Below are 17,145 nucleotides of genomic sequence, written 5' to 3' on the forward strand. Positions count from 1 at the left end.
AGGCGTAGCCGCCACCCGGCTTTTTCGTCTACTCCCGGCGCGCAATATCCGCAAATTTCGCGTCCAGCATTTTCGCCAGATCGCCCGCCGCCAGTTCGATATCCAGCCCGCGTTTGCCGCCAGAAATATAGATGGTTTCAAATTCCTGCGAAGGCGCATCGATCAGCGTTGGCAGACGCTTTTTCTGCCCCAGTGGGCTGATCCCGCCAACCAGATAGCCGGTGCTGCGTTGCGCAACCATCGGGTCTGCCATATCGACCTTTTTTGCCCCCAGCGCTTTGGCGACTTTTTTCAGATCCAGTTGTCCCGCAACAGGTGTCACCGCGACGGCGAGATGTTTCATATCACCATTCACGGCAACCAGCAGCGTTTTATAGACCTGGTCGGCATTCAGACCCAGTTTACGCACCACTTCATCACCAAAGTTTGTCTCGTGCGGATCGTGATCGTAAGTGTGTATCCGGAAAGAAATTTTGTTTTTTTCGAGTAATTTAACGGCGGGAGTCATAGCTATCCTTCTTACGACAGACAATTCATGCCAACAGCATACGCCTGACGTTTGTCTAAAAAATAGCACCATCTTGCGCAATAGTATTGGCAGTGATGGTCACTTTGAGCGACAATCGGCTCAACCGAAGGTCTCCTTCGGCATAATAAAAACGATGAAATTCCTCTTTGACGGGCCAATAGAAATATTGGCCATTTTTTTATTTCAGCAGTGAGGGTAAATTCCCTTCCCCATACAAATGCAGCGCGCCAACGGCCACGACATACCTCCCGGCAGGCAGAGCATACAGCATTTCTCGCCACGCCTGATTGCGCGCGTTCATCAGCACATCATACAACGATTCGCTGAACGTTGACGGTAATGTCAGCTTACTGCCCGTGGGCGGCGCATCCAGCCACCAGCCGATCATCGTTTGCAACAGACGCGCGTTGGTGTGCCAGTGGGTGAGGGTGTCATCCAGCAGCATCAGGCCATCATCGGGAAGCTGGCGAAGCAGGGCAATCTGGCTGTCCGTTCCTTCCAGCTCAATGATGGGCATACTGCGTGCCCGCGCCGTATTTAACAGCTGATAATCAATGCCGTAATCACCGCGCAGCCCCAGGCGCTGCGCCTGCGTTGCCTGCAATACCATCGCAATTTGCCACAGCGGCAGGGTGTCCAGCATGGCGAGCGATACGCCGGTTTCATCCGCGAGCCGCGTCAATTCGGTCAGTTGGGCTTCGTTGAGACGTTCTGCAAGAGGACGAGCGCGCTCCAGTCCTGCAAACGGTGACTCATGACCCGAAATATCGGCCTCAACGACCAGCGCGTCAGCATGCTTTAGCAGTTTTATCAGGCCGGCAGGCAGCGGGGACATATCCTGCGTGCCCATATGGATGCTGCCCACAAGGTGCAGGTGTTGCCCGCCGGGGAGTGAGATATCCATACCAGGCCAGGCATAACGTCGGGGGAAGAGGGCGCGAAACGATGTTTTTATACGATTAAACAGACTCATACGCGCTCCATGACCGGAAAGGTTCATGCTAGCGCGTAGGAGAAGAAGGTTCAATCCTTCGGTTTAAACCGCAGCAGCCGGTTGGCGTTGCTCACTACCGTAATGGAGGAGAGCGCCATGGCAGCCCCAGCCACCACCGGGTTTAGCAGCGTTCCGGTCAGCGGCCACAAAATCCCGGCGGCAATCGGTATCCCGAAGGCGTTGTAGATGAATGCTCCCAGCAGGTTCTGCTTCATGTTGCGCAACGTTGCTTTCGAAATGGCCAGCGCATCCGCAACCCCCATCAGACTGTGGCGCATCAATGTAATCGCTGCCGTTTCAATGGCAACATCGCTCCCGCCACCCATCGCAATACCTACATCCGCCTGGGCCAGCGCCGGCGCGTCGTTGATACCGTCACCGACCATCGCCACCTGACGCCCCTGACGTTGCAGGTTCTTAATCGCATCCGCTTTGCCATCCGGCAGCACGCCTGCAATCACCTCATCAATACCGGCTTCTTTGGCAATAGCGTTAGCCGTTGTTGGGTTATCCCCGGTCAGCATTACCAGGCGATAACCCGCGCGGTGCAGGCGCTGTAACGCGTCCATACTGTCCTGGCGTAACGGATCGCGCACAGCCAGTAGCGCTATCGCTTGACCGTCGACCGCCAGCAGCACCGGCGTTGCTCCCTGAGAAGCCTGCGTTTTCAGTTCACTCTCAAGCGCTGAGGTATCAATGCCGTTTTCATTCAGTAGCGCCTGATTGCCCAGCAGCAGCGCGTGGCCCTCTGCTTCACCGCTGACACCCAGCCCGCGGAGAGTACGGAAGTTGCTGACCTGTGGCAGAGCGGAATCATTCGCTTTATCGAGAATGGCGCGAGCCAGCGGGTGGCTGGAACCTTGTTCTAGGGCCGCGGCGAGACGAAGTGCGTCTGCTTCCGCGAAGCCGATGGTATGCACCGCCACGACCTGCGGTTTCCCTTCCGTCAGCGTCCCGGTTTTATCAAAGACCAGTGTATCCAGCGTACTTGCGCGTTGCAGGGCATCGGCATCACGCACCAGCACGCCAAACTCAGCGGCGCGGCCGACGCCTGAGATAATTGACATCGGTGTTGCCAGGCCGAGCGCACACGGGCAGGCGATGATCAGCACCGTGGTGGCAATCACCAGCGTATAAACAATCTGCGGTGCGGGGCCAAAGATATACCAGATTGCCGCACTCAGCAGGGCAATCCCCACAACAACCGGAACGAAAATGGCGGAAATTTTATCCGCAAGCTGACCAATTTCCGGCTTGCTGCTTTGCGCCTGGCGAACCATGCGAATAATACGCGACAGCGTGGTATGGCTGCCGACGGCGCGGGCGCTGAACAGCACGCTGCCGTCCTGTACGACCGTACCCGCGTGCACCGCGTCGCCCTGCGATTTCTGCTGTGGGATGGGTTCGCCGGTGAGCATCGCTTCATCAAACCAGGCTTCGCCCTGGGTAATTTCACCGTCGACGGGGACACGGTCACCGGTAGTCAGGCGCAGCGTCATACCGGGCTGAACGTCCGCCAGCGGAACGTTTTTTTCGCCGTCCTCCGTTACCACGCGTGCCGTCGGGGGTGTTAAATCAAGGAGCCGTTCCAGCGCCTTCGAGGAGCGCTGACGGGCGCGGGCTTCGAGCATATGACCTAAGTTAATCAGGCCGATAATCATCGCGCTCGCTTCATAATAGAGATGACGTGCTTCCATCGGGAACCACTGCGGCCAGACGTTAACGCTCATCGAGTAGAGCCATGCTGCACCGGTGCCGAGGGCGACCAGCGTATCCATTGTCGCCGCGCGATTTTTCAGGCTCTTCCAGGCGCTGGTGTAAAAATGCCCGCCAGCAAAGACCATTACGGCAAGCGTAATGAACCCAATCACCAGCCACAGCGTGCGGTTATCCGCGGTGACCATCATGTTGTCGCCGAGCATGCCCCACACCATTACCGGAATACCGACCAGCAGAGCGACAATCGCCTGCCAGCGGAAGCGTTTCATGGTGGCGATGGCCGTTTCCTGCTGGCGTTCGCGGCGTTTGGCATCGTCTTCGATGGCTTCTGCGCCATAGCCCGCTTTCTCAACGGCCTGCACTAAATCAGCGGCGGAAGCACTGCCCATCACCAGCGCAGTACGTTCCGCAAGATTAACCCGTGCCTGCGCGACGCCGGGCACAGCCTGCAATGCATTCTGTACTCTGGAGACGCAGCTGGCGCAGCTCATGCCGTTGATCAGCAGCTGTTGGCTGTCATCAATGTCATCCGCTACCGGAAGCTCAGGAGTGGCCGCTGTCAGTGCTTCCGACGGGGATGGTGACTCTGCCAGCGGTTTAGCCTTTGGGTGGCTTAGCTCCGCCCCGTAACCGGCCTGTTTGATGGTGTCGATCAGCGCATCTGCACTGGCGCTGCCGGTGACGGCGGCGTGATCGATAGTGACCTCGGCGCTCTCAACATCAGGACGCTGTTCCAGGCTTTCTTTAACGCGTTTGACACAGTGGCCGCAGGAGAGGCCGTCCAGTGTCAGGTCAATAGTGTGAGACATAACAAAACTCCCGTATAATGAACTGGTCAGTTGTTGACCTAAGTAACACTTTTCGCTAACTGTTATGAAGGTTAAACCTTCCATCAAGGGGAAGGTCAAGGGGGAAATGTGAATATCAGTGATGTTGCGAAAAAAACCGGATTGACCAGCAAAGCGATTCGTTTTTATGAAGAGAAAGGGCTGGTAACGCCGCCGCTGCGCAGTGAAAACGGCTACCGCAGTTACACGCAACGGCATCTTGATGAACTGACGTTACTGCGCCAGGCCAGACAGGTGGGTTTTAACCTGGAGGAGTGCGGCGAGCTGGTCAACCTGTTTAACGATCCGAAGCGTCACAGCGCGGACGTGAAAAAACGGACGCTGGAAAAAGTGGCAGAGATTGAGCGTCATATTGTTGAGCTGCAGTCGATGCGTGAACAGCTCCTGCAACTGGCGGAATCCTGTCCGGGTGATGACAGCGCCGACTGCCCGATTATCGACAACCTTTCCGGCTGCTGTCATCGCAAGACCCACGCTTAACAGGCTCTGACCCGCAGAGTTATCCCTTCTACCGCGATGACCTCAACCTGCGTTCCGGCGCTGAGGTCATCATCAGCCACTACCGGCCAGGAACTATCACCCACGCGCATATGTCCGCGTCCGTTCACCAGCGCGGCGTCGAGGGTAAAACGCTTGCCGACGATCTGCTGCCCGCGCTGATTAAGATGCGCATCCGCTGGTTTCTGCTCCCTGACCTGGCGGTTCAGCCAACGCCACCACAGCCACGCGGCAATCAGCGTCAAAACGGCGAATGTCGCGCCCTGCCATTCCCAGCCGAAAGGCAGAATCCAGACGACCAGACCAGTAATAACGGCAGCTACGCCGCTCCAGAGCAGGTAGCCGTTGCCGCCAAGCATCTCCGCGGCCAGCAACAAACCACCGAGGCTTAGCCAGAACGCATGAGGATGTGCAACAATCAGCTCAATCATTTTTTACGCTCGTTTCCGCTGTCTTTGATCAGTTCAGCAATCCCGGCAATGGAACCCATCAGGCTGCTGGCATCCAGCGGCATCATCACCACTTTGCTGTTGTTCGCGGAGCCGATCTCTTTCAGGGCATCAGTATATTTCTGCGCGACGAAGTAGTTCACGGCCTGGATATCACCGGCGGCAATGGCCTCGGATACCATCTGCGTCGCACGGGCTTCCGCTTCTGCTGAACGTTCACGCGCTTCCGCCTGTAAGAATGCCGACTGACGATCGCCCTCGGCTTTCAGGATCTGCGACTGCTTTTCCCCTTCGGCTTTCAGGATCTCCGCCTGACGCACCCCTTCGGCTTCCAGAATATAGGCGCGCTTGGTTCGTTCGGCTTTCATCTGGGCGTTCATGGAGGCGATAAGCTCTGCCGGTGGACGCACGTCACGGATCTCAATACGGGTGACTTTGATCCCCCAGGGATTGGTGGCTTCATCAACAATGTGCAGCAGGCGGGTGTTGATGCTGTCGCGCTGGGAAAGCATCTCGTCCAGCTCCATGGAGCCAAGTACGGTACGGATGTTGGTCATCGTCAGGTTCACGATCGCCAGCTCCAGGTTGCTCACTTCATACGCGGCTTTCGGGGCATCGATCACCTGAATAAAGCAGACCGCATCAATGGTGACGTTGGCGTTGTCTTTAGAGATCACTTCCTGAGAAGGAATATCCAGTACCTGTTCCATCATATTGATCTTGCGACCAATGCGGTCCATGAAAGGAACAATCAGGCTTAAACCGGGCTGCAATGTGTTGGTATAACGACCGAAGCGTTCTACCGTCCACTGATAGCCCTGCGGAACAATTTTGACGCCTGCGCCTACAATGACCAGCGCAACGAAAATAAGGACAGGAATAACGATGAGCATAAAACCTCCTGTTTTGAATGCTGTAATGAGAAAATTGCGTGTTTGTTGTTCTAAGTATATCGGTTAACGGGGGGAAATTCGCCCCTGTAAAGAGGTGGGAAACGGACAACCGGAAACTAAAATCATTGCCTGATATCGGGCGTCCTATAACGCGTGGTAATTGCGCCGGGCGGCACGTTTGCCCGGCCTACGGTGTAACCGTTCATTGTAGGCCCGGTAAGCGTTAGCGCCACCGGGCTTTTGCATCAGTAGAGCAGCGCGTACAGCTGACGACGATACTTAGACGCCAGCGCATCACCCGTGCCCAGTGCAGCCAGGATCTCCTGGAACATCTTCCGCGCCTGACCCTCTGCGGCAGCAAGGTCTTTCTGCAGATGGCTGAACAGCAGTTCCAGCGCCTCTTCATTACGGCCTACCTGATGCAGTTGCAATGCGAGCTGGCTCGCCAGCGCGGCATCGGCCGGATTATCGGCGACCTGCTGTTGAAGCTGCTGAATTTCAGGAGTATCTGCCGCCTGTTTCAGCAGTTCAATTTGCGCGACCAGACCCTGATAACGGGTATCCTGATCCTGTAGCGGAACGGTTTTCAGCACGGCTTCTGCATCGTCTGAACGGTGCAGGGCTATCTGCGTTTCCGCGAGCAGCAGGCCAATCTGGCTATCCTGATTCGACAACTGCCAGGCGTCTTTCAGCAGCGGCAGCGCTTCGTCATATTTACCTTCCTGCATCAACGCCGCGGCTTCTTGCGCTTTCAGCTCCTCTTCTCGTGGCAGCACTTTATCCAGCAGGGCGCGGATCGCCTCTTCTGGCTGCGGCCCCTGGAAGCCATCGACAGGCTGGCCGTTCTGGAACAGATAGACCGTTGGGATCGCACGCAGGCCGAACTGTGACGCCACCATCGGCTCTGCGTCACAATCCAGTTTCGCCAGAATGAACTGACCATTGTACTGCGCAGCAAGGCTCTCCAGTATCGGCGTCAGCTGCAGACAGTGTTGGCTGCGTTCAGACCAGAAGTAGAACAGCACCGGTTGCGTCATCGACTGTTCGAGGATCTGTTGCAGGTTTGCTTCAGTGATATTGACGATATTCTGTACGGACATACGGCATTCTCTTTTATCGGTTTGTTCTTTACATGGGGGTAAGCGGCGATGCTTCAACTCAGCCATGTAAAATTTTGTCCATCATCCGGCCCGGCAGCAGGCGTTTTAGCCAGCCGACGGCATGGGTCACCAGCGTGACCGGATAGCGTATTTTGGGTTTATCACTCTCAAAAGCATGGCGCACTTTGGCGACAACGGCCTCCGGGCCAAGCGTAAAACGTGCGGCGATACCCGGATTTTCGACGGGATTGTCCGCTTGCGTCTGGTTTACGTTCTCGGTAAAACGGGTTCGGATAGGGCCGGGTTCAATCAGGCTGACCTTGATCCCGCTGTGGCGCAGCTCCATACGCAGGGCATCCGACCAGGCTTCCAGCGCGTATTTACTGGCGGCGTAGGCCCCGCGGCCTGGGGTAGAGATCAGTCCCATCACGGATGATGTCATGACGATACGCCCTTCACCGTGCGGCAGCATGGCGGGAAGCAGACGCATCGTCAGCTGATGCACACCAAAAAAATTGGCAGAAAACTGTTGCTCAAGCTGTTCTCGTGAAAGGGTCTGCAACGGGCCGTACACGCCAAAACCGGCATTATTAAACAAGCCGAATAATCGGTTTTCGGTCAGCGCGATAACCTCGTCGGCGGCACGTTCAATACTCTCTGGTGAATCCAGATCCAGCAAAATGCCGGTTAAACCCTTGCCATTCATGCGTTCGACATCTTCGGGTTTGCGGCAGGCTGCCAGCACCCAAAATCCCTGACGCTTCAGTTCAAGGGCACTTTCAAGGCCAATTCCGCTGGAACATCCTGTTATTAAGACCGATTTTTGCATAACTTTACCTGTCAGGATCTCAGCTGTTTGACGAGTCATGTTTTACTAAAGGGGCCAGCTGCGTTGCCATCCAGTCGGCAATAAACGGCTGGGCATCGCGGTTGGGGTGAATACCATCGTCCTGCATCCACTGGGGTTTCAGATAAACCTCTTCCATGAAAAATGGCAGCAGCGGAATATCAAACTCTTTGGCAAGCGCAGGATAGATCGCGCTAAAGGCTTCATTATACCGACGACCGTAGTTGGCGGGCAGGCGAATTTGCATGAGCAGCGGCTGTGCGTTGGCCGCTTTAATATCCTGCAAAATGGTGCGCAGCGTTTGCTCCGTTTGCTGAGGCTGGAAGCCGCGCAAGCCGTCATTGCCGCCCAGCTCCACCAGCACCCAGCGCGGCTGGTGTTGCTTGAGCAGGGCGGGGAGTCGCGACAGCCCTTGCTGTGAGGTATCGCCGCTGATACTGCCGTTAACGACGGTGGTTTGAGATTGCCATTTGTCGTTGAGCAGGGCGGGCCACGCTGCACTGGCCGCCATACGATAGCCTGCGCTCAGGCTATCGCCCAGAACGAGTAACGTGTCCGCAGCCGCCGCGCGGAAGGTCAACAGAATCAAAAACAGGAAGGGCAAATGCCAGCGGAAAACATTGTTGAAGTTCATCGTCTTAAGAAGTCCGTCGGTCAGGGGGAACACGAGCTTTCCATCCTTACCGGAGTTGAACTCGTTGTCAAACGCGCCGAAACCATCGCGCTGATTGGCGAATCCGGCTCCGGTAAGTCTACGCTGCTGGCCATTTTAGCCGGGCTGGACGATGGCAGCAGTGGCGAGGTCAACCTGGTGGGCCAGCCGCTGCACCAGCTTGATGAAGAGGCGCGTGCGGCCCTGCGTGCGCGGTACATCGGGTTTGTCTTTCAGTCCTTCATGCTTATTCCAACCCTGAACGCACTGGAAAACGTGGAACTGCCGGGCCTGCTGCGCGGGGAAAATACCCGCGAGAGCCGCGATCATGCCAAAGCCTTGCTGGAACAACTGGGGCTGGGAAAACGCCTTGACCATCTTCCGGCACAGCTTTCCGGCGGTGAGCAGCAGCGCGTGGCGCTGGCGCGCGCCTTTAATGGCCGCCCGGAGGTGCTGTTTGCTGATGAACCTACCGGGAATCTTGACCGTAAAACCGGCGATAAGATTGCCGATCTGCTGTTTTCGCTCAACCGTGAACACGGCACCACGCTGATCCTGGTCACCCACGATCCCCAACTGGCTGCCCGCTGCGATCGCCGCCTGCGCCTGGTGAACGGTGTGCTTGAGGAGGAAGCATGATTACCCGCTGGTTCTGGCGCGAGTGGCGCTCGCCCTCTCTGCTGATTGTCTGGCTGGCGTTAAGCCTGGCGGTGGCGTGTGTGCTGGCGCTCGGCAGCGTCAGCGATCGAATGGAGAAAGGCTTAAGCCAGCAAAGCCGCGAATTTATGGCGGGCGATCGGGCGCTGCAAAGCTCGCGCCCGATCTCGCCCGCGTGGATTGACGAGGCGCGCAAGCAGGGGCTGAAGGTTGGTGAGCAGATTACTTTCCAGACCATGACCTTCGCAGGCGACACGCCACAGTTGGCCAGCGTTAAAGCGGTCGATGATATTTATCCAATGTACGGCGAACTGCAAACCAGCCCGCCAGGGTTAAAACCGAGAGCCGGTACGGTGCTGCTGGCTCCGCGCCTGATGGCGCTCCTGAACCTGAAAACCGGTGACAGTATCGACGTCGGTGATGCCACGCTAAAAATTGCCGGGGAAGTGGTGCAGGAGCCTGATTCCGGCTTTAATCCGTTCCAGCTCGCGCCGCGTCTGCTGATGAACACCGCTGACGTGGCGAAAACCAATGCGGTGCAGCCGGGAAGCCGCGTCACCTGGCGCTACAAATTTGGCGGTACGCCTGCACAGCTGGATGCGTATGAAAAATGGCTGTTGCCACAGCTAAAACCGGAGCACCGCTGGTACGGGCTGGAGCAGGACGAGGGGGCGCTCGGTAAATCCCTTGAGCGCTCTCAGCAGTTCCTGCTGCTCTCGGCGCTGTTGACCCTGCTGCTGGCGGTGGCGGCCGTCGCCGTGGCGATGGGGCACTACTGCCGCAGCCGCTACGATCTGGTGGCGATCCTGAAAACCCTCGGCGCGGGCAGGGCGCAACTGCGCAAGCTGATCGTCGGCCAGTGGCTGATGGTACTGGCGTTGTCGGCAGTTACCGGCGGGGCAATAGGACTGGTGTTTGAAAAGCTGCTGATGGTGCTGCTTAAACCGGTGCTGCCTGCCGCGCTTCCGCCAGCCAGTCTCTGGCCGTGGCTGTGGGCTATTGGCGCAATGACGGTGATCTCGCTACTGGTTGGATTACGCCCGTATCGGCTACTGCTCGCGACACAACCGCTGCGCGTGTTGCGCCGTGATGTGGTGGCTAACGTCTGGCCGCTGAAATTTTACCTTCCCGTTATTATCGCCGTGGCGGTTGGTCTGCTGGCCTGGCTGATGGGCGGTAGCACGTTGTTATGGGCGGTACTGGCGGGCGCGGTGGTGCTGGCGCTGCTGTGCGGCGCACTCGGCTGGATGTTGCTCAATGTGCTCAGGAAGCTGACCGTCAAATCGCTTGCGGTGAGGCTGGCGATCAACCGCCTGCTGCACCAGCCGTGGTCTACCCTCAGCCAGCTTTCGGCGTTTTCGCTGTCGTTTATGCTGCTGGCGCTTCTGCTGGTGCTGCGCGGGGATCTGCTGGATCGCTGGCAACAGCAGCTTCCACCAGAAAGCCCGAACTATTTCCTGATCAACATTGCACCTGAACAGGTGACACCACTGAAAGCGTTTCTCTCAGAGCACCACATTGTGCCGGAGTCGTTCTACCCGATTGTTCGCGCGCGTCTGACGCAAATCAACGGCCAGCCGACGGAGGGCAATACAGACGAAGCACTTAACCGCGAGCTGAATCTGACCTGGCAGGAGCAGCGTCCCGATCACAACCCGATTACCGCTGGCACCTGGCCGCCGAAAGCGGGTGAAGTGTCGATGGAAGAGGGGCTGGCGAAGCGCCTGAACGTCAGGCTGGGGGACAGCGTGACTTTTACCGGTGATACACAGGACTTCAGCGCCAGAGTGACCAGCCTGCGCAAGGTGGACTGGGAAAGCCTGCGGCCCAACTTCTTCTTTATCTTCCCGGCGGGTGCGCTGGACGGGCAGCCACAAAGCTGGCTGACCAGCTTCCGCTGGGAGAACGGTAACGGCATGCTGACTCAGCTTAACCGGGAATTTCCGACGGTGAGTCTGCTGGATATCGGCGCGATCCTGAAGCAGGTCGGGCAGGTACTGGAGCAGGTGAGCCGCGCGCTGGAGGTGATGGTGGTGCTGGTGACAATCTGCGGTCTGCTGTTACTGCTGGCACAGGTACAGGTGGGCATGCGGCAGCGTCATCAGGAGCTGGTGGTCTATCGCACGCTCGGTGCCAGCAAGCGTCTGTTACGCGCCACGCTCTGGAGCGAGTTCGCGCTGCTTGGGCTGGTGGCTGGTCTGGTGGCGGCCATCGGTGCAGAGACGGCGCTGGCGGTACTGCAGACCAGAGTCTTCGATTTCCCGTGGGAGCCTGACTGGCGGCTGTGGTTTACGCTACCTGTCTGTGGTGCGGTGCTGTTGTCGCTGTGCGGCGGCTGGCTGGGCACACGGCTGTTAAAAGGCAAAGCGCTGTTTCGGCAGTTTGTCAGTTAATTCATTTCCGTGATGATTGCGCACCGGTTTATATGCTGGTGCGTAATCACTTAGTAGCACAAATAGGTAATACCTCATGTTTTAGCAGCACAAAACATTAAAAACCCGCCCACACAGCCAGAATATTTCCAGTTAATATTCATCTGCTAAATATTTAGCAGCGTGTCTATTAAGGAAAAATAATGACTATAAAAAAAACAGCGCTGGCGGCAACCATCGGCGCAGCAGTGGCACTGGCCTCCTTTGCATCCCAGGCGGAAATCACTGTTCTTAAGCAAGATCCTCAGGCGGGTGACCCGCTGAGCCGTCTGAACTTCACCGTGGGCGGCAGTATTCGTCCGCAGTTCAACATGATGACCGGTGATGGTGATAAAGGCTCCTACAAACGTAATGGCTTCGATGGCGGCACCCGTTTCCGTTTCGCGGCTGATTACTATCTGTTTGATGACATCAGCTGGGTCAGCTACTACGAGCTGGGTGTGAACATTCCGGCGCTGTTCGACTGGGATAACCACTACGCAGAAGGTGCAAACGACACCTCTCGCCGTATGCTGTACACCGGCCTGAAAAGCGATACCTGGGGTACGCTGACCTTCGGTCAACAGAACAGCGTTTACTACGATGTGGTGGGGGCGAAAACCGATATCTGGGACTACGACATGATTGGTCAGGCACCAGGTAACGGGATTAACGGCGACTATGACGGATCTTATCGTTCACGCAAAATGCTGAAATATAAGAAAACCGTGGGCGATGCGGATATCTATGCTTCTTACCTGTTTGAAGATGGTGAATACCTGCCGGGTAACGGCCTGCGTTACAAACGTAAAGGCGGCGGTTCACTGGGTCTGGATTACCACCTGACCACCGATCTGACCTGGGGCGCAGCATGGAACTACACCCGTGCGGAGATGCGTAACCCGGACAACGGCGACAGCAAAACCTACGACCAGAATATCCTCGGTACGGCGCTGAGCTGGACGCCGGATAACTGGACCTTCTCTGCTGGCGGCGGCTGGTATCAGAACTTCATGACCACCAAAAAAGTGTCTACCGACAACTACTTTGCTGGTGATGCGTGGGGTATTGAATACTTTGCAGGGTATAAATTCCCAATCAATCAGTATGCGGTGAAATCCATCCAGCCTTACTTTATGGGTGACCGTATTGAGTACGTGAATGGCCGTAACTACCAGCGCATCGACAACGGCGTGGGTATCAGCTTCCAGCTGGATTACGGTTTCCGTGTGGATTACGAACACGTGTTCACCTCCAGCACCGATGACCTGGGCGACATGAACCTGGTGCGTCTGCGTTACGACTTCTGAGTCGTCTGTTCCCCGGTGGCGCTGCGCTTACCGGGGCTACAAAAGTTCGCGTAGGCCGGGCGTAGCCGCCACCCGGCTTTTTTCAGCGATTAAGCCACTCAGCTATTTCTTCAAACGTCCCGCGACAGACAATCTTCTCCGCTTTCTTTTCCAGCTGATAGCTGTACATCGGGTCGTAGTAATCGTTCAGCAGCGGCGCAAGCCAGCTAAAGTGTGCTTCGGTATTGCCGGAGCGTTGCTGTTCCAACAGCGCGGCATCTAACAGCGCGGTGAATTCCGCAAAGCGCTGCAGCCCCAGTCGGCGGCGAATGGCGTAAAGCCCGTGATGCAGGTACTCGCTGTACTCCTTCCAGCCCGCCTCTTCGCCGTATGCGGCAGAAAAATCCGCCCACATATGGTCGAAATACTCCTCGCGCAGGCGCTCAAGACGAATGTCAAACGGATCGTCCACCACCACGATAGGTGCTTCCCCCATGCGGTCACGCAAACACTCCGGCAGGTGGTTGGAGCCAATCATCCGGCCTTCATCTTCCAGCACCCAGCGCGTGGCCTCTTTTTTCAACAGCTCAACCGCAAGGTGGTTTTCAAAACTCGCCTGGCAAAGCTGGGGCGTGAGCGTCCGGCCAAATGACGAGCCGCGATGGTGCGCCAGACCTTCCAGATCGACACCCTGCGCGTGTTGTTTGACCAGCAGCGTTTTACCGCTCCCGGTACAGCCGCCGATCAGCACCATCGGTTTTTGCACCTGTTCGATGGTGACCTGAATCGCGGTCTGGCGCAGGGCTTTATAACCACCGGCAATCAGCGGGTAATCGACTCCTGCCTCTTTCAGCCAGGACTGGGTAATGTGCGAGCGCTGACCGCCGCGCGCGCAGCAGAGATAGCCGCCGGGGTGCGCAAGGCAGGCTTCACGCCAGGCGTTGATGCGATCGTCACGGGTTTTGCCCTTCACCAGGCTGTGGCCGAGTGCCAGAGCCGCCTCAGGCCCCTGACGCTTATAACAGGTGCCAACGGCGGCGCGCTCGTCATCGTTCATCAAGGGCAGGTTGAGTGCCGCAGGCATCGCGCCCTGGGCAAATTCGATCGGCGCGCGAACGTCGATTAAAGGGGTATCGGATGCGAGGATCGCGCGATAGTCCGTTCCATCGTTCATGGTTATTCCAGAAATCAAAACAGCAATGGAAGGGGATTTTACGCGCGTGAGGAGTGGCCGGGGAAGGGGAAGATCAACTCCCCGGCACTTATCGCTTATTTGAGCTTAGATTGCGCCCAGACAATGCCGCTCGCATATTCTGGCGGCAGCAGAGTAGTGATGGCTTCAAGCGTCGCGCTCAGGCGGTCCGTGTCACTGTCATTCAGGTTCAGGTGACCGACTTTACGACCCGGACGCACCTCTTTGTCGTACCAGTGCAAATGTACCAGCGGCAGCTTCAGCCAGTCGTAATTCAGATCGGTCCCGATCAGGTTGATCATCACCGACGGGCTGTTCACCACCGGCTGCGGCAGCGGCAGGTTGGTAATGGCGCGCAGGTGCAGCTCAAACTGACTGATGGACGCGCCGTTTTGCGTCCAGTGGCCGCTGTTGTGGACGCGCGGTGCCAGCTCGTTGATCAGCAGACCGGATGGGGTGACGAAGCACTCCATCGCCATCACGCCCACGTAGCCCAGCTCGTGCATAATGGCTGAGAGCATCTCTTCCGCCTGCGCCTGTTGGTCGGCATTCGCGTGCGGAAACGCCACGCTGGTACGCAGAATGCCGTCCTGATGCAGGTTGTGGGTCAGCGGATAAAAGACCGTGCTGCCATCGTGCGCACGTGCGCCAACCAGCGACACTTCGCCGCTAAAGTTAATGCCCTGTTCAACGATGCACTCGCCGTAGCACTCGTCCGGCAGCTCGGCGGTTTCTGCTGCGCGCAGACGCCACTGTCCACGGCCGTCGTAACCACCCACGCGACGCTTCACGATCGCCAGTTCGCCCAGCATGGCGAACACATCGTTCCACTCGCTTTTATCAGACAATAACTGCCAGGGGGCGGTTGCGAGGCCGAGCTTGTCGAACAGCTGTTTTTGCGTCAGGCGGTCGGCAATGATCGGAAACACATCGCGGTTAACAAAGGCGTTATGGCGCGCCAGTTCGCGGGTGAGTGCGGTTTCCGGCCAACGTTCAATCTCGGCGGTAATCACGCTCTGGTGAAAGGGCACGGCTTCCGGTTCGGCATCCAGCCCGACGGGCCAGACGGAAATACCCAGCGGCTCACCGGCCTGACGCAGCATGCGGCCTAACTGACCGTTACCGAGGACGCAAACCTGCTTCATGCTGCACCCCGCGGGTCCGGGTTATCCAGCACCTCGTCGGTCTGGGCTTTACGCCAGTCCGCCAGACGCTGACGTAAGTCTCTATCATGCGTCGCGAGGATCTGCGCGGCGAGCAGGGCGGCGTTTGCGGCACCCGCTTTACCTATTGCCAGCGTACCGACCGGAATGCCGCGCGGCATCTGAACGATGGAGTAGAGGCTATCGACACCGCTTAACGCGGCGCTCTGCACCGGTACGCCCAGTACCGGCACCAGCGTTTTGGCGGCAATCATGCCTGGCAGATGTGCTGCACCGCCCGCACCGGCAATGATCACCTCGTAGCCGTTCTCTTCGGCGCTTTCGGCGAAGCTGAACAGTTTGTCCGGGGTACGGTGTGCGGAGACCACTTCGACGTGGTGCGGAACATTCAGGATTTCGAAGATTTCGGCGGCGAACTGCATGGTAGCCCAGTCGCTTTTGGACCCCATCACGATGGCGACACGCGCCGGATTATTGCGGGAAGACATGCGTCTTAAAACTCCTGTGGTGCGAAACACACTGCTTTCGAGGGCACAGAGAATAGCATGTAATAACGGCAAGGAAAACGGTTGCGTGGCTGAGAAACGGGCGAAAAAATGAGAATCCGTTAAAACGGGAAGGCGATCAGTTCTACACCTTCCTGCGTCACTTTTACCATTGATCCTTCGCTGTGCCAGGCCCCTAAAACCACGCGATGGGCCGGTTCGCCGTTGGCGATAAGAGAATGTACATCAGGGCGATGGGTATGGCCGTGGATGAGCCACTGGACGCGATGCTTTTCCATCACGTTCACAACCGCCTGCGGGTTTACGTCCATGATGGTCATCGATTTGCTGCTGTTAGCGGCTTTACTGCCTGCACGCATTCTGGCGGCGATACGGCTACGAATAAACAGCGGCAGGGCGAGGAACAATTTTTGTATCCACGGCGTGTGGACTTTGGCGCGAAACGCCAGGTAGCCCGTATCGTCAGTGCATAGCGTGTCACCATGCATGATCAGCACTTTGCGGCCATACAGGTCGAGCATTTGCTCTTCTGGCAGCAGCGTCATGCCGCTTTCGCGGGCGTAGCGCTTACCGAGCAGGAAATCGCGGTTACCGTGGATGAAATAGCAGGGGATACCGGAATCGACCAGCGCCTTAATCGCAGTAGCGATTTCGCGGTGCAGCGGGTTGGGATCGTCGTCGCCAATCCAGGCTTCGAACAGGTCGCCCAGAATATAAAGGGCATCGGCGCTTTTCGCTTCACCACGTAAAAAACGCAGAAAACCGGCGGTGATCGCCGGTTCTTCTGTCTGCAGATGCAAGTCTGCAATAAAGAGTGTCGCCACGAATTACTCGCTGACGGTCACGCTTGTAATCACAACGTCTTCTTTAGGAACGTCCTGGTGCATACCGCTGCGGCCAGTAGAAACGGCTTTGATCTTGTCAACCACGTCCATACCTTCAACCACTTCCGCGAATACGCAGTAGCCCCAACCCTGCAGGCTTTCGCCGGAGAAGTTCAGGAAGTCGTTGTCCGCCACGTTGATGAAGAACTGCGCGGTTGCGGAGTGTGGGGCCTGAGTACGTGCCATCGCCAGCGTACCACGGGTGTTTTTCAGACCGTTGTTCGCTTCGTTTTTGATCGCTTCTTTGGTCTCTTTCTGGTGCATACCAGGTTCGAAACCGCCGCCCTGGATCATAAAGCCGTTGATCACACGGTGGAAAATTGTGTTGTTGTAGAAACCTTCGCGGCAGTAGTCCAGGAAGTTTTTAACTGTTTCAGGCGCTTTGTCATCAAAGGTTTTGATTACGATATCGCCATGATTAGTGTGGAAAGTAACCATTTTTGCATCCTGTTCCGTTATTGTGGTGCGTCGACCCCTGTTCGGGTCACATATAGGGGCTTGTTATAGCATAACC

17 protein-coding genes are annotated in these 17,145 nt (G+C 57.0%); 4 read left to right on the plus strand and 13 right to left on the minus strand.

From position 1 onward, the window contains the following. Nucleotides 1-28: 28 nt before the first annotated feature. The 3 genes from ybaK to copA all read right to left on the minus strand — a co-directional run bounded on the left by ybaK (nucleotide 29) and on the right by copA (nucleotide 4,051). Nucleotides 29-508 (minus strand): Cys-tRNA(Pro)/Cys-tRNA(Cys) deacylase YbaK, encoded by a 480-nt coding sequence (gene ybaK / locus EoCCA6_RS17425; protein ID WP_152083708.1) that lies wholly within the window; start codon nucleotides 506-508, stop codon nucleotides 29-31. 199 nt (nucleotides 509-707) lie between these two features. After that, a complete protein-coding gene (locus EoCCA6_RS17430) occupies nucleotides 708-1,502 on the minus strand; it encodes a TraB/GumN family protein (protein ID WP_152083709.1) in 795 nt (264 codons plus the stop codon). 50 nt (nucleotides 1,503-1,552) lie between these two features. After that, on the minus strand, nucleotides 1,553-4,051 hold the full coding sequence (copA, locus tag EoCCA6_RS17435; protein ID WP_152083710.1) for a copper-exporting P-type ATPase CopA: 2,499 nt from the start codon (nucleotides 4,049-4,051) through the stop codon (nucleotides 1,553-1,555). A 108-nt stretch (nucleotides 4,052-4,159) separates the two neighbouring features. Between copA and cueR the strand changes: the two genes are divergently transcribed. Next, nucleotides 4,160-4,570, plus strand: coding sequence for a Cu(I)-responsive transcriptional regulator (gene cueR / locus EoCCA6_RS17440; RefSeq protein ID WP_152083711.1), 411 nt, complete (start codon nucleotides 4,160-4,162; stop codon nucleotides 4,568-4,570). On the opposite strand, the gene EoCCA6_RS17445 is transcribed toward cueR, so the two are convergent. From EoCCA6_RS17445 to tesA, 5 genes are all read right to left on the minus strand, one after another. Next, on the minus strand, nucleotides 4,567-5,019 hold the full coding sequence (locus EoCCA6_RS17445; RefSeq protein ID WP_152083712.1) for an NfeD family protein: 453 nt from the start codon (nucleotides 5,017-5,019) through the stop codon (nucleotides 4,567-4,569). The two genes, cueR and EoCCA6_RS17445, sit on opposite strands and share 4 nt — an antisense overlap. After that, the gene (locus EoCCA6_RS17450) at nucleotides 5,016-5,930 is read right to left on the minus strand and encodes an SPFH domain-containing protein (RefSeq protein ID WP_152083713.1); all 915 of its coding nucleotides are present in this window, start codon (nucleotides 5,928-5,930) and stop codon (nucleotides 5,016-5,018) included. The genes EoCCA6_RS17445 and EoCCA6_RS17450 overlap by 4 nt, the downstream gene beginning before the upstream one ends. A 245-nt stretch (nucleotides 5,931-6,175) precedes the next feature. Continuing rightward, on the minus strand, nucleotides 6,176-7,030 hold the full coding sequence (locus tag EoCCA6_RS17455) for a co-chaperone YbbN (protein ID WP_152083714.1): 855 nt from the start codon (nucleotides 7,028-7,030) through the stop codon (nucleotides 6,176-6,178). A 58-nt stretch (nucleotides 7,031-7,088) separates the two neighbouring features. Next, on the minus strand, nucleotides 7,089-7,898 hold the full coding sequence (locus EoCCA6_RS17460; RefSeq protein ID WP_152083715.1) for an SDR family oxidoreductase: 810 nt from the start codon (nucleotides 7,896-7,898) through the stop codon (nucleotides 7,089-7,091). Then, on the minus strand, nucleotides 7,879-8,511 hold the full coding sequence (gene tesA, locus EoCCA6_RS17465) for a multifunctional acyl-CoA thioesterase I/protease I/lysophospholipase L1 (protein ID WP_152083716.1): 633 nt from the start codon (nucleotides 8,509-8,511) through the stop codon (nucleotides 7,879-7,881). The genes EoCCA6_RS17460 and tesA overlap by 20 nt, the downstream gene beginning before the upstream one ends. Between tesA and ybbA the strand changes: the two genes are divergently transcribed. The 3 genes from ybbA to EoCCA6_RS17480 all read left to right on the plus strand — a co-directional run bounded on the left by ybbA (nucleotide 8,482) and on the right by EoCCA6_RS17480 (nucleotide 12,907). Continuing rightward, a complete protein-coding gene (gene ybbA, locus EoCCA6_RS17470; RefSeq protein WP_152083717.1) occupies nucleotides 8,482-9,168 on the plus strand; it encodes a putative ABC transporter ATP-binding protein YbbA in 687 nt (228 codons plus the stop codon). The two genes, tesA and ybbA, sit on opposite strands and share 30 nt — an antisense overlap. Continuing rightward, nucleotides 9,165-11,579, plus strand: coding sequence for a putative ABC transporter permease subunit YbbP (gene ybbP, locus EoCCA6_RS17475; protein ID WP_152083718.1), 2,415 nt, complete (start codon nucleotides 9,165-9,167; stop codon nucleotides 11,577-11,579). Before ybbA ends, ybbP begins: the two co-directional genes overlap by 4 nt. A gap of 182 nt (nucleotides 11,580-11,761) precedes the next feature. Then, nucleotides 11,762-12,907, plus strand: a complete 1,146-nt coding sequence (locus EoCCA6_RS17480) for a porin (protein ID WP_152083719.1) — start codon at nucleotides 11,762-11,764, stop codon at nucleotides 12,905-12,907. 82 nt (nucleotides 12,908-12,989) lie between these two features. Here EoCCA6_RS17480 and mnmH read toward each other — a convergent pair whose 3' ends face one another. From mnmH to ppiB, 5 genes are all read right to left on the minus strand, one after another. Continuing rightward, nucleotides 12,990-14,060: a tRNA 2-selenouridine(34) synthase MnmH gene (mnmH, locus tag EoCCA6_RS17485; RefSeq protein ID WP_152083720.1), complete on the minus strand. Its 1,071-nt coding sequence runs from the start codon at nucleotides 14,058-14,060 to the stop codon at nucleotides 12,990-12,992. A 95-nt stretch (nucleotides 14,061-14,155) separates the two neighbouring features. Next, nucleotides 14,156-15,223 carry a 5-(carboxyamino)imidazole ribonucleotide synthase gene (gene purK / locus EoCCA6_RS17490; protein WP_152083721.1) on the minus strand — a complete coding sequence of 356 codons (1,068 nt, stop codon included), beginning with the start codon at nucleotides 15,221-15,223 and terminating at the stop codon, nucleotides 14,156-14,158. Next, nucleotides 15,220-15,729, minus strand: coding sequence for a 5-(carboxyamino)imidazole ribonucleotide mutase (gene purE, locus EoCCA6_RS17495; RefSeq protein ID WP_152083722.1), 510 nt, complete (start codon nucleotides 15,727-15,729; stop codon nucleotides 15,220-15,222). Before purE ends, purK begins: the two co-directional genes overlap by 4 nt. Before the next feature lie 119 nt (nucleotides 15,730-15,848). Then, entirely contained in the window at nucleotides 15,849-16,571 is a 723-nt protein-coding gene (gene lpxH / locus EoCCA6_RS17500; protein WP_152083723.1) for a UDP-2,3-diacylglucosamine diphosphatase, read from the minus strand. A gap of 3 nt (nucleotides 16,572-16,574) precedes the next feature. Beyond that, the gene (gene ppiB, locus EoCCA6_RS17505) at nucleotides 16,575-17,069 is read right to left on the minus strand and encodes a peptidylprolyl isomerase B (RefSeq protein WP_028017583.1); all 495 of its coding nucleotides are present in this window, start codon (nucleotides 17,067-17,069) and stop codon (nucleotides 16,575-16,577) included. Between the last annotated feature and the right edge of the window lie 76 nt (nucleotides 17,070-17,145).

Origin of the sequence: Enterobacter oligotrophicus (assembly GCF_009176645.1) — a bacterium.
Classification (GTDB): domain Bacteria; phylum Pseudomonadota; class Gammaproteobacteria; order Enterobacterales; family Enterobacteriaceae; genus Enterobacter; species Enterobacter oligotrophicus.

Bases quoted from the DNA above. Each gene is read 5' to 3' on its own strand.
- ybaK (WP_152083708.1), bottom strand. From the start codon at position 508: ATGACTCCCGCCGTTAAATTACTCGAAAAAAACAAAATTTCTTTCCGG.
- EoCCA6_RS17430 (WP_152083709.1), bottom strand. From the start codon at position 1,502: ATGAGTCTGTTTAATCGTATAAAAACATCGTTTCGCGCCCTCTTCCCC.
- copA (WP_152083710.1), bottom strand. From the start codon at position 4,051: ATGTCTCACACTATTGACCTGACACTGGACGGCCTCTCCTGCGGCCAC.
- EoCCA6_RS17445 (WP_152083712.1), bottom strand. From the start codon at position 5,019: ATGATTGAGCTGATTGTTGCACATCCTCATGCGTTCTGGCTAAGCCTC.
- EoCCA6_RS17450 (WP_152083713.1), bottom strand. From the start codon at position 5,930: ATGCTCATCGTTATTCCTGTCCTTATTTTCGTTGCGCTGGTCATTGTA.
- EoCCA6_RS17455 (WP_152083714.1), bottom strand. From the start codon at position 7,030: ATGTCCGTACAGAATATCGTCAATATCACTGAAGCAAACCTGCAACAG.
- EoCCA6_RS17460 (WP_152083715.1), bottom strand. From the start codon at position 7,898: ATGACTCGTCAAACAGCTGAGATCCTGACAGGTAAAGTTATGCAAAAA.
- ybbA (WP_152083717.1), top strand. From the start codon at position 8,482: ATGCCAGCGGAAAACATTGTTGAAGTTCATCGTCTTAAGAAGTCCGTC.
- tesA (WP_152083716.1), bottom strand. From the start codon at position 8,511: ATGAACTTCAACAATGTTTTCCGCTGGCATTTGCCCTTCCTGTTTTTG.
- ybbP (WP_152083718.1), top strand. From the start codon at position 9,165: ATGATTACCCGCTGGTTCTGGCGCGAGTGGCGCTCGCCCTCTCTGCTG.
- EoCCA6_RS17480 (WP_152083719.1), top strand. From the start codon at position 11,762: ATGACTATAAAAAAAACAGCGCTGGCGGCAACCATCGGCGCAGCAGTG.
- mnmH (WP_152083720.1), bottom strand. From the start codon at position 14,060: ATGAACGATGGAACGGACTATCGCGCGATCCTCGCATCCGATACCCCT.
- purK (WP_152083721.1), bottom strand. From the start codon at position 15,223: ATGAAGCAGGTTTGCGTCCTCGGTAACGGTCAGTTAGGCCGCATGCTG.
- purE (WP_152083722.1), bottom strand. From the start codon at position 15,729: ATGTCTTCCCGCAATAATCCGGCGCGTGTCGCCATCGTGATGGGGTCC.
- ppiB (WP_028017583.1), bottom strand. From the start codon at position 17,069: ATGGTTACTTTCCACACTAATCATGGCGATATCGTAATCAAAACCTTT.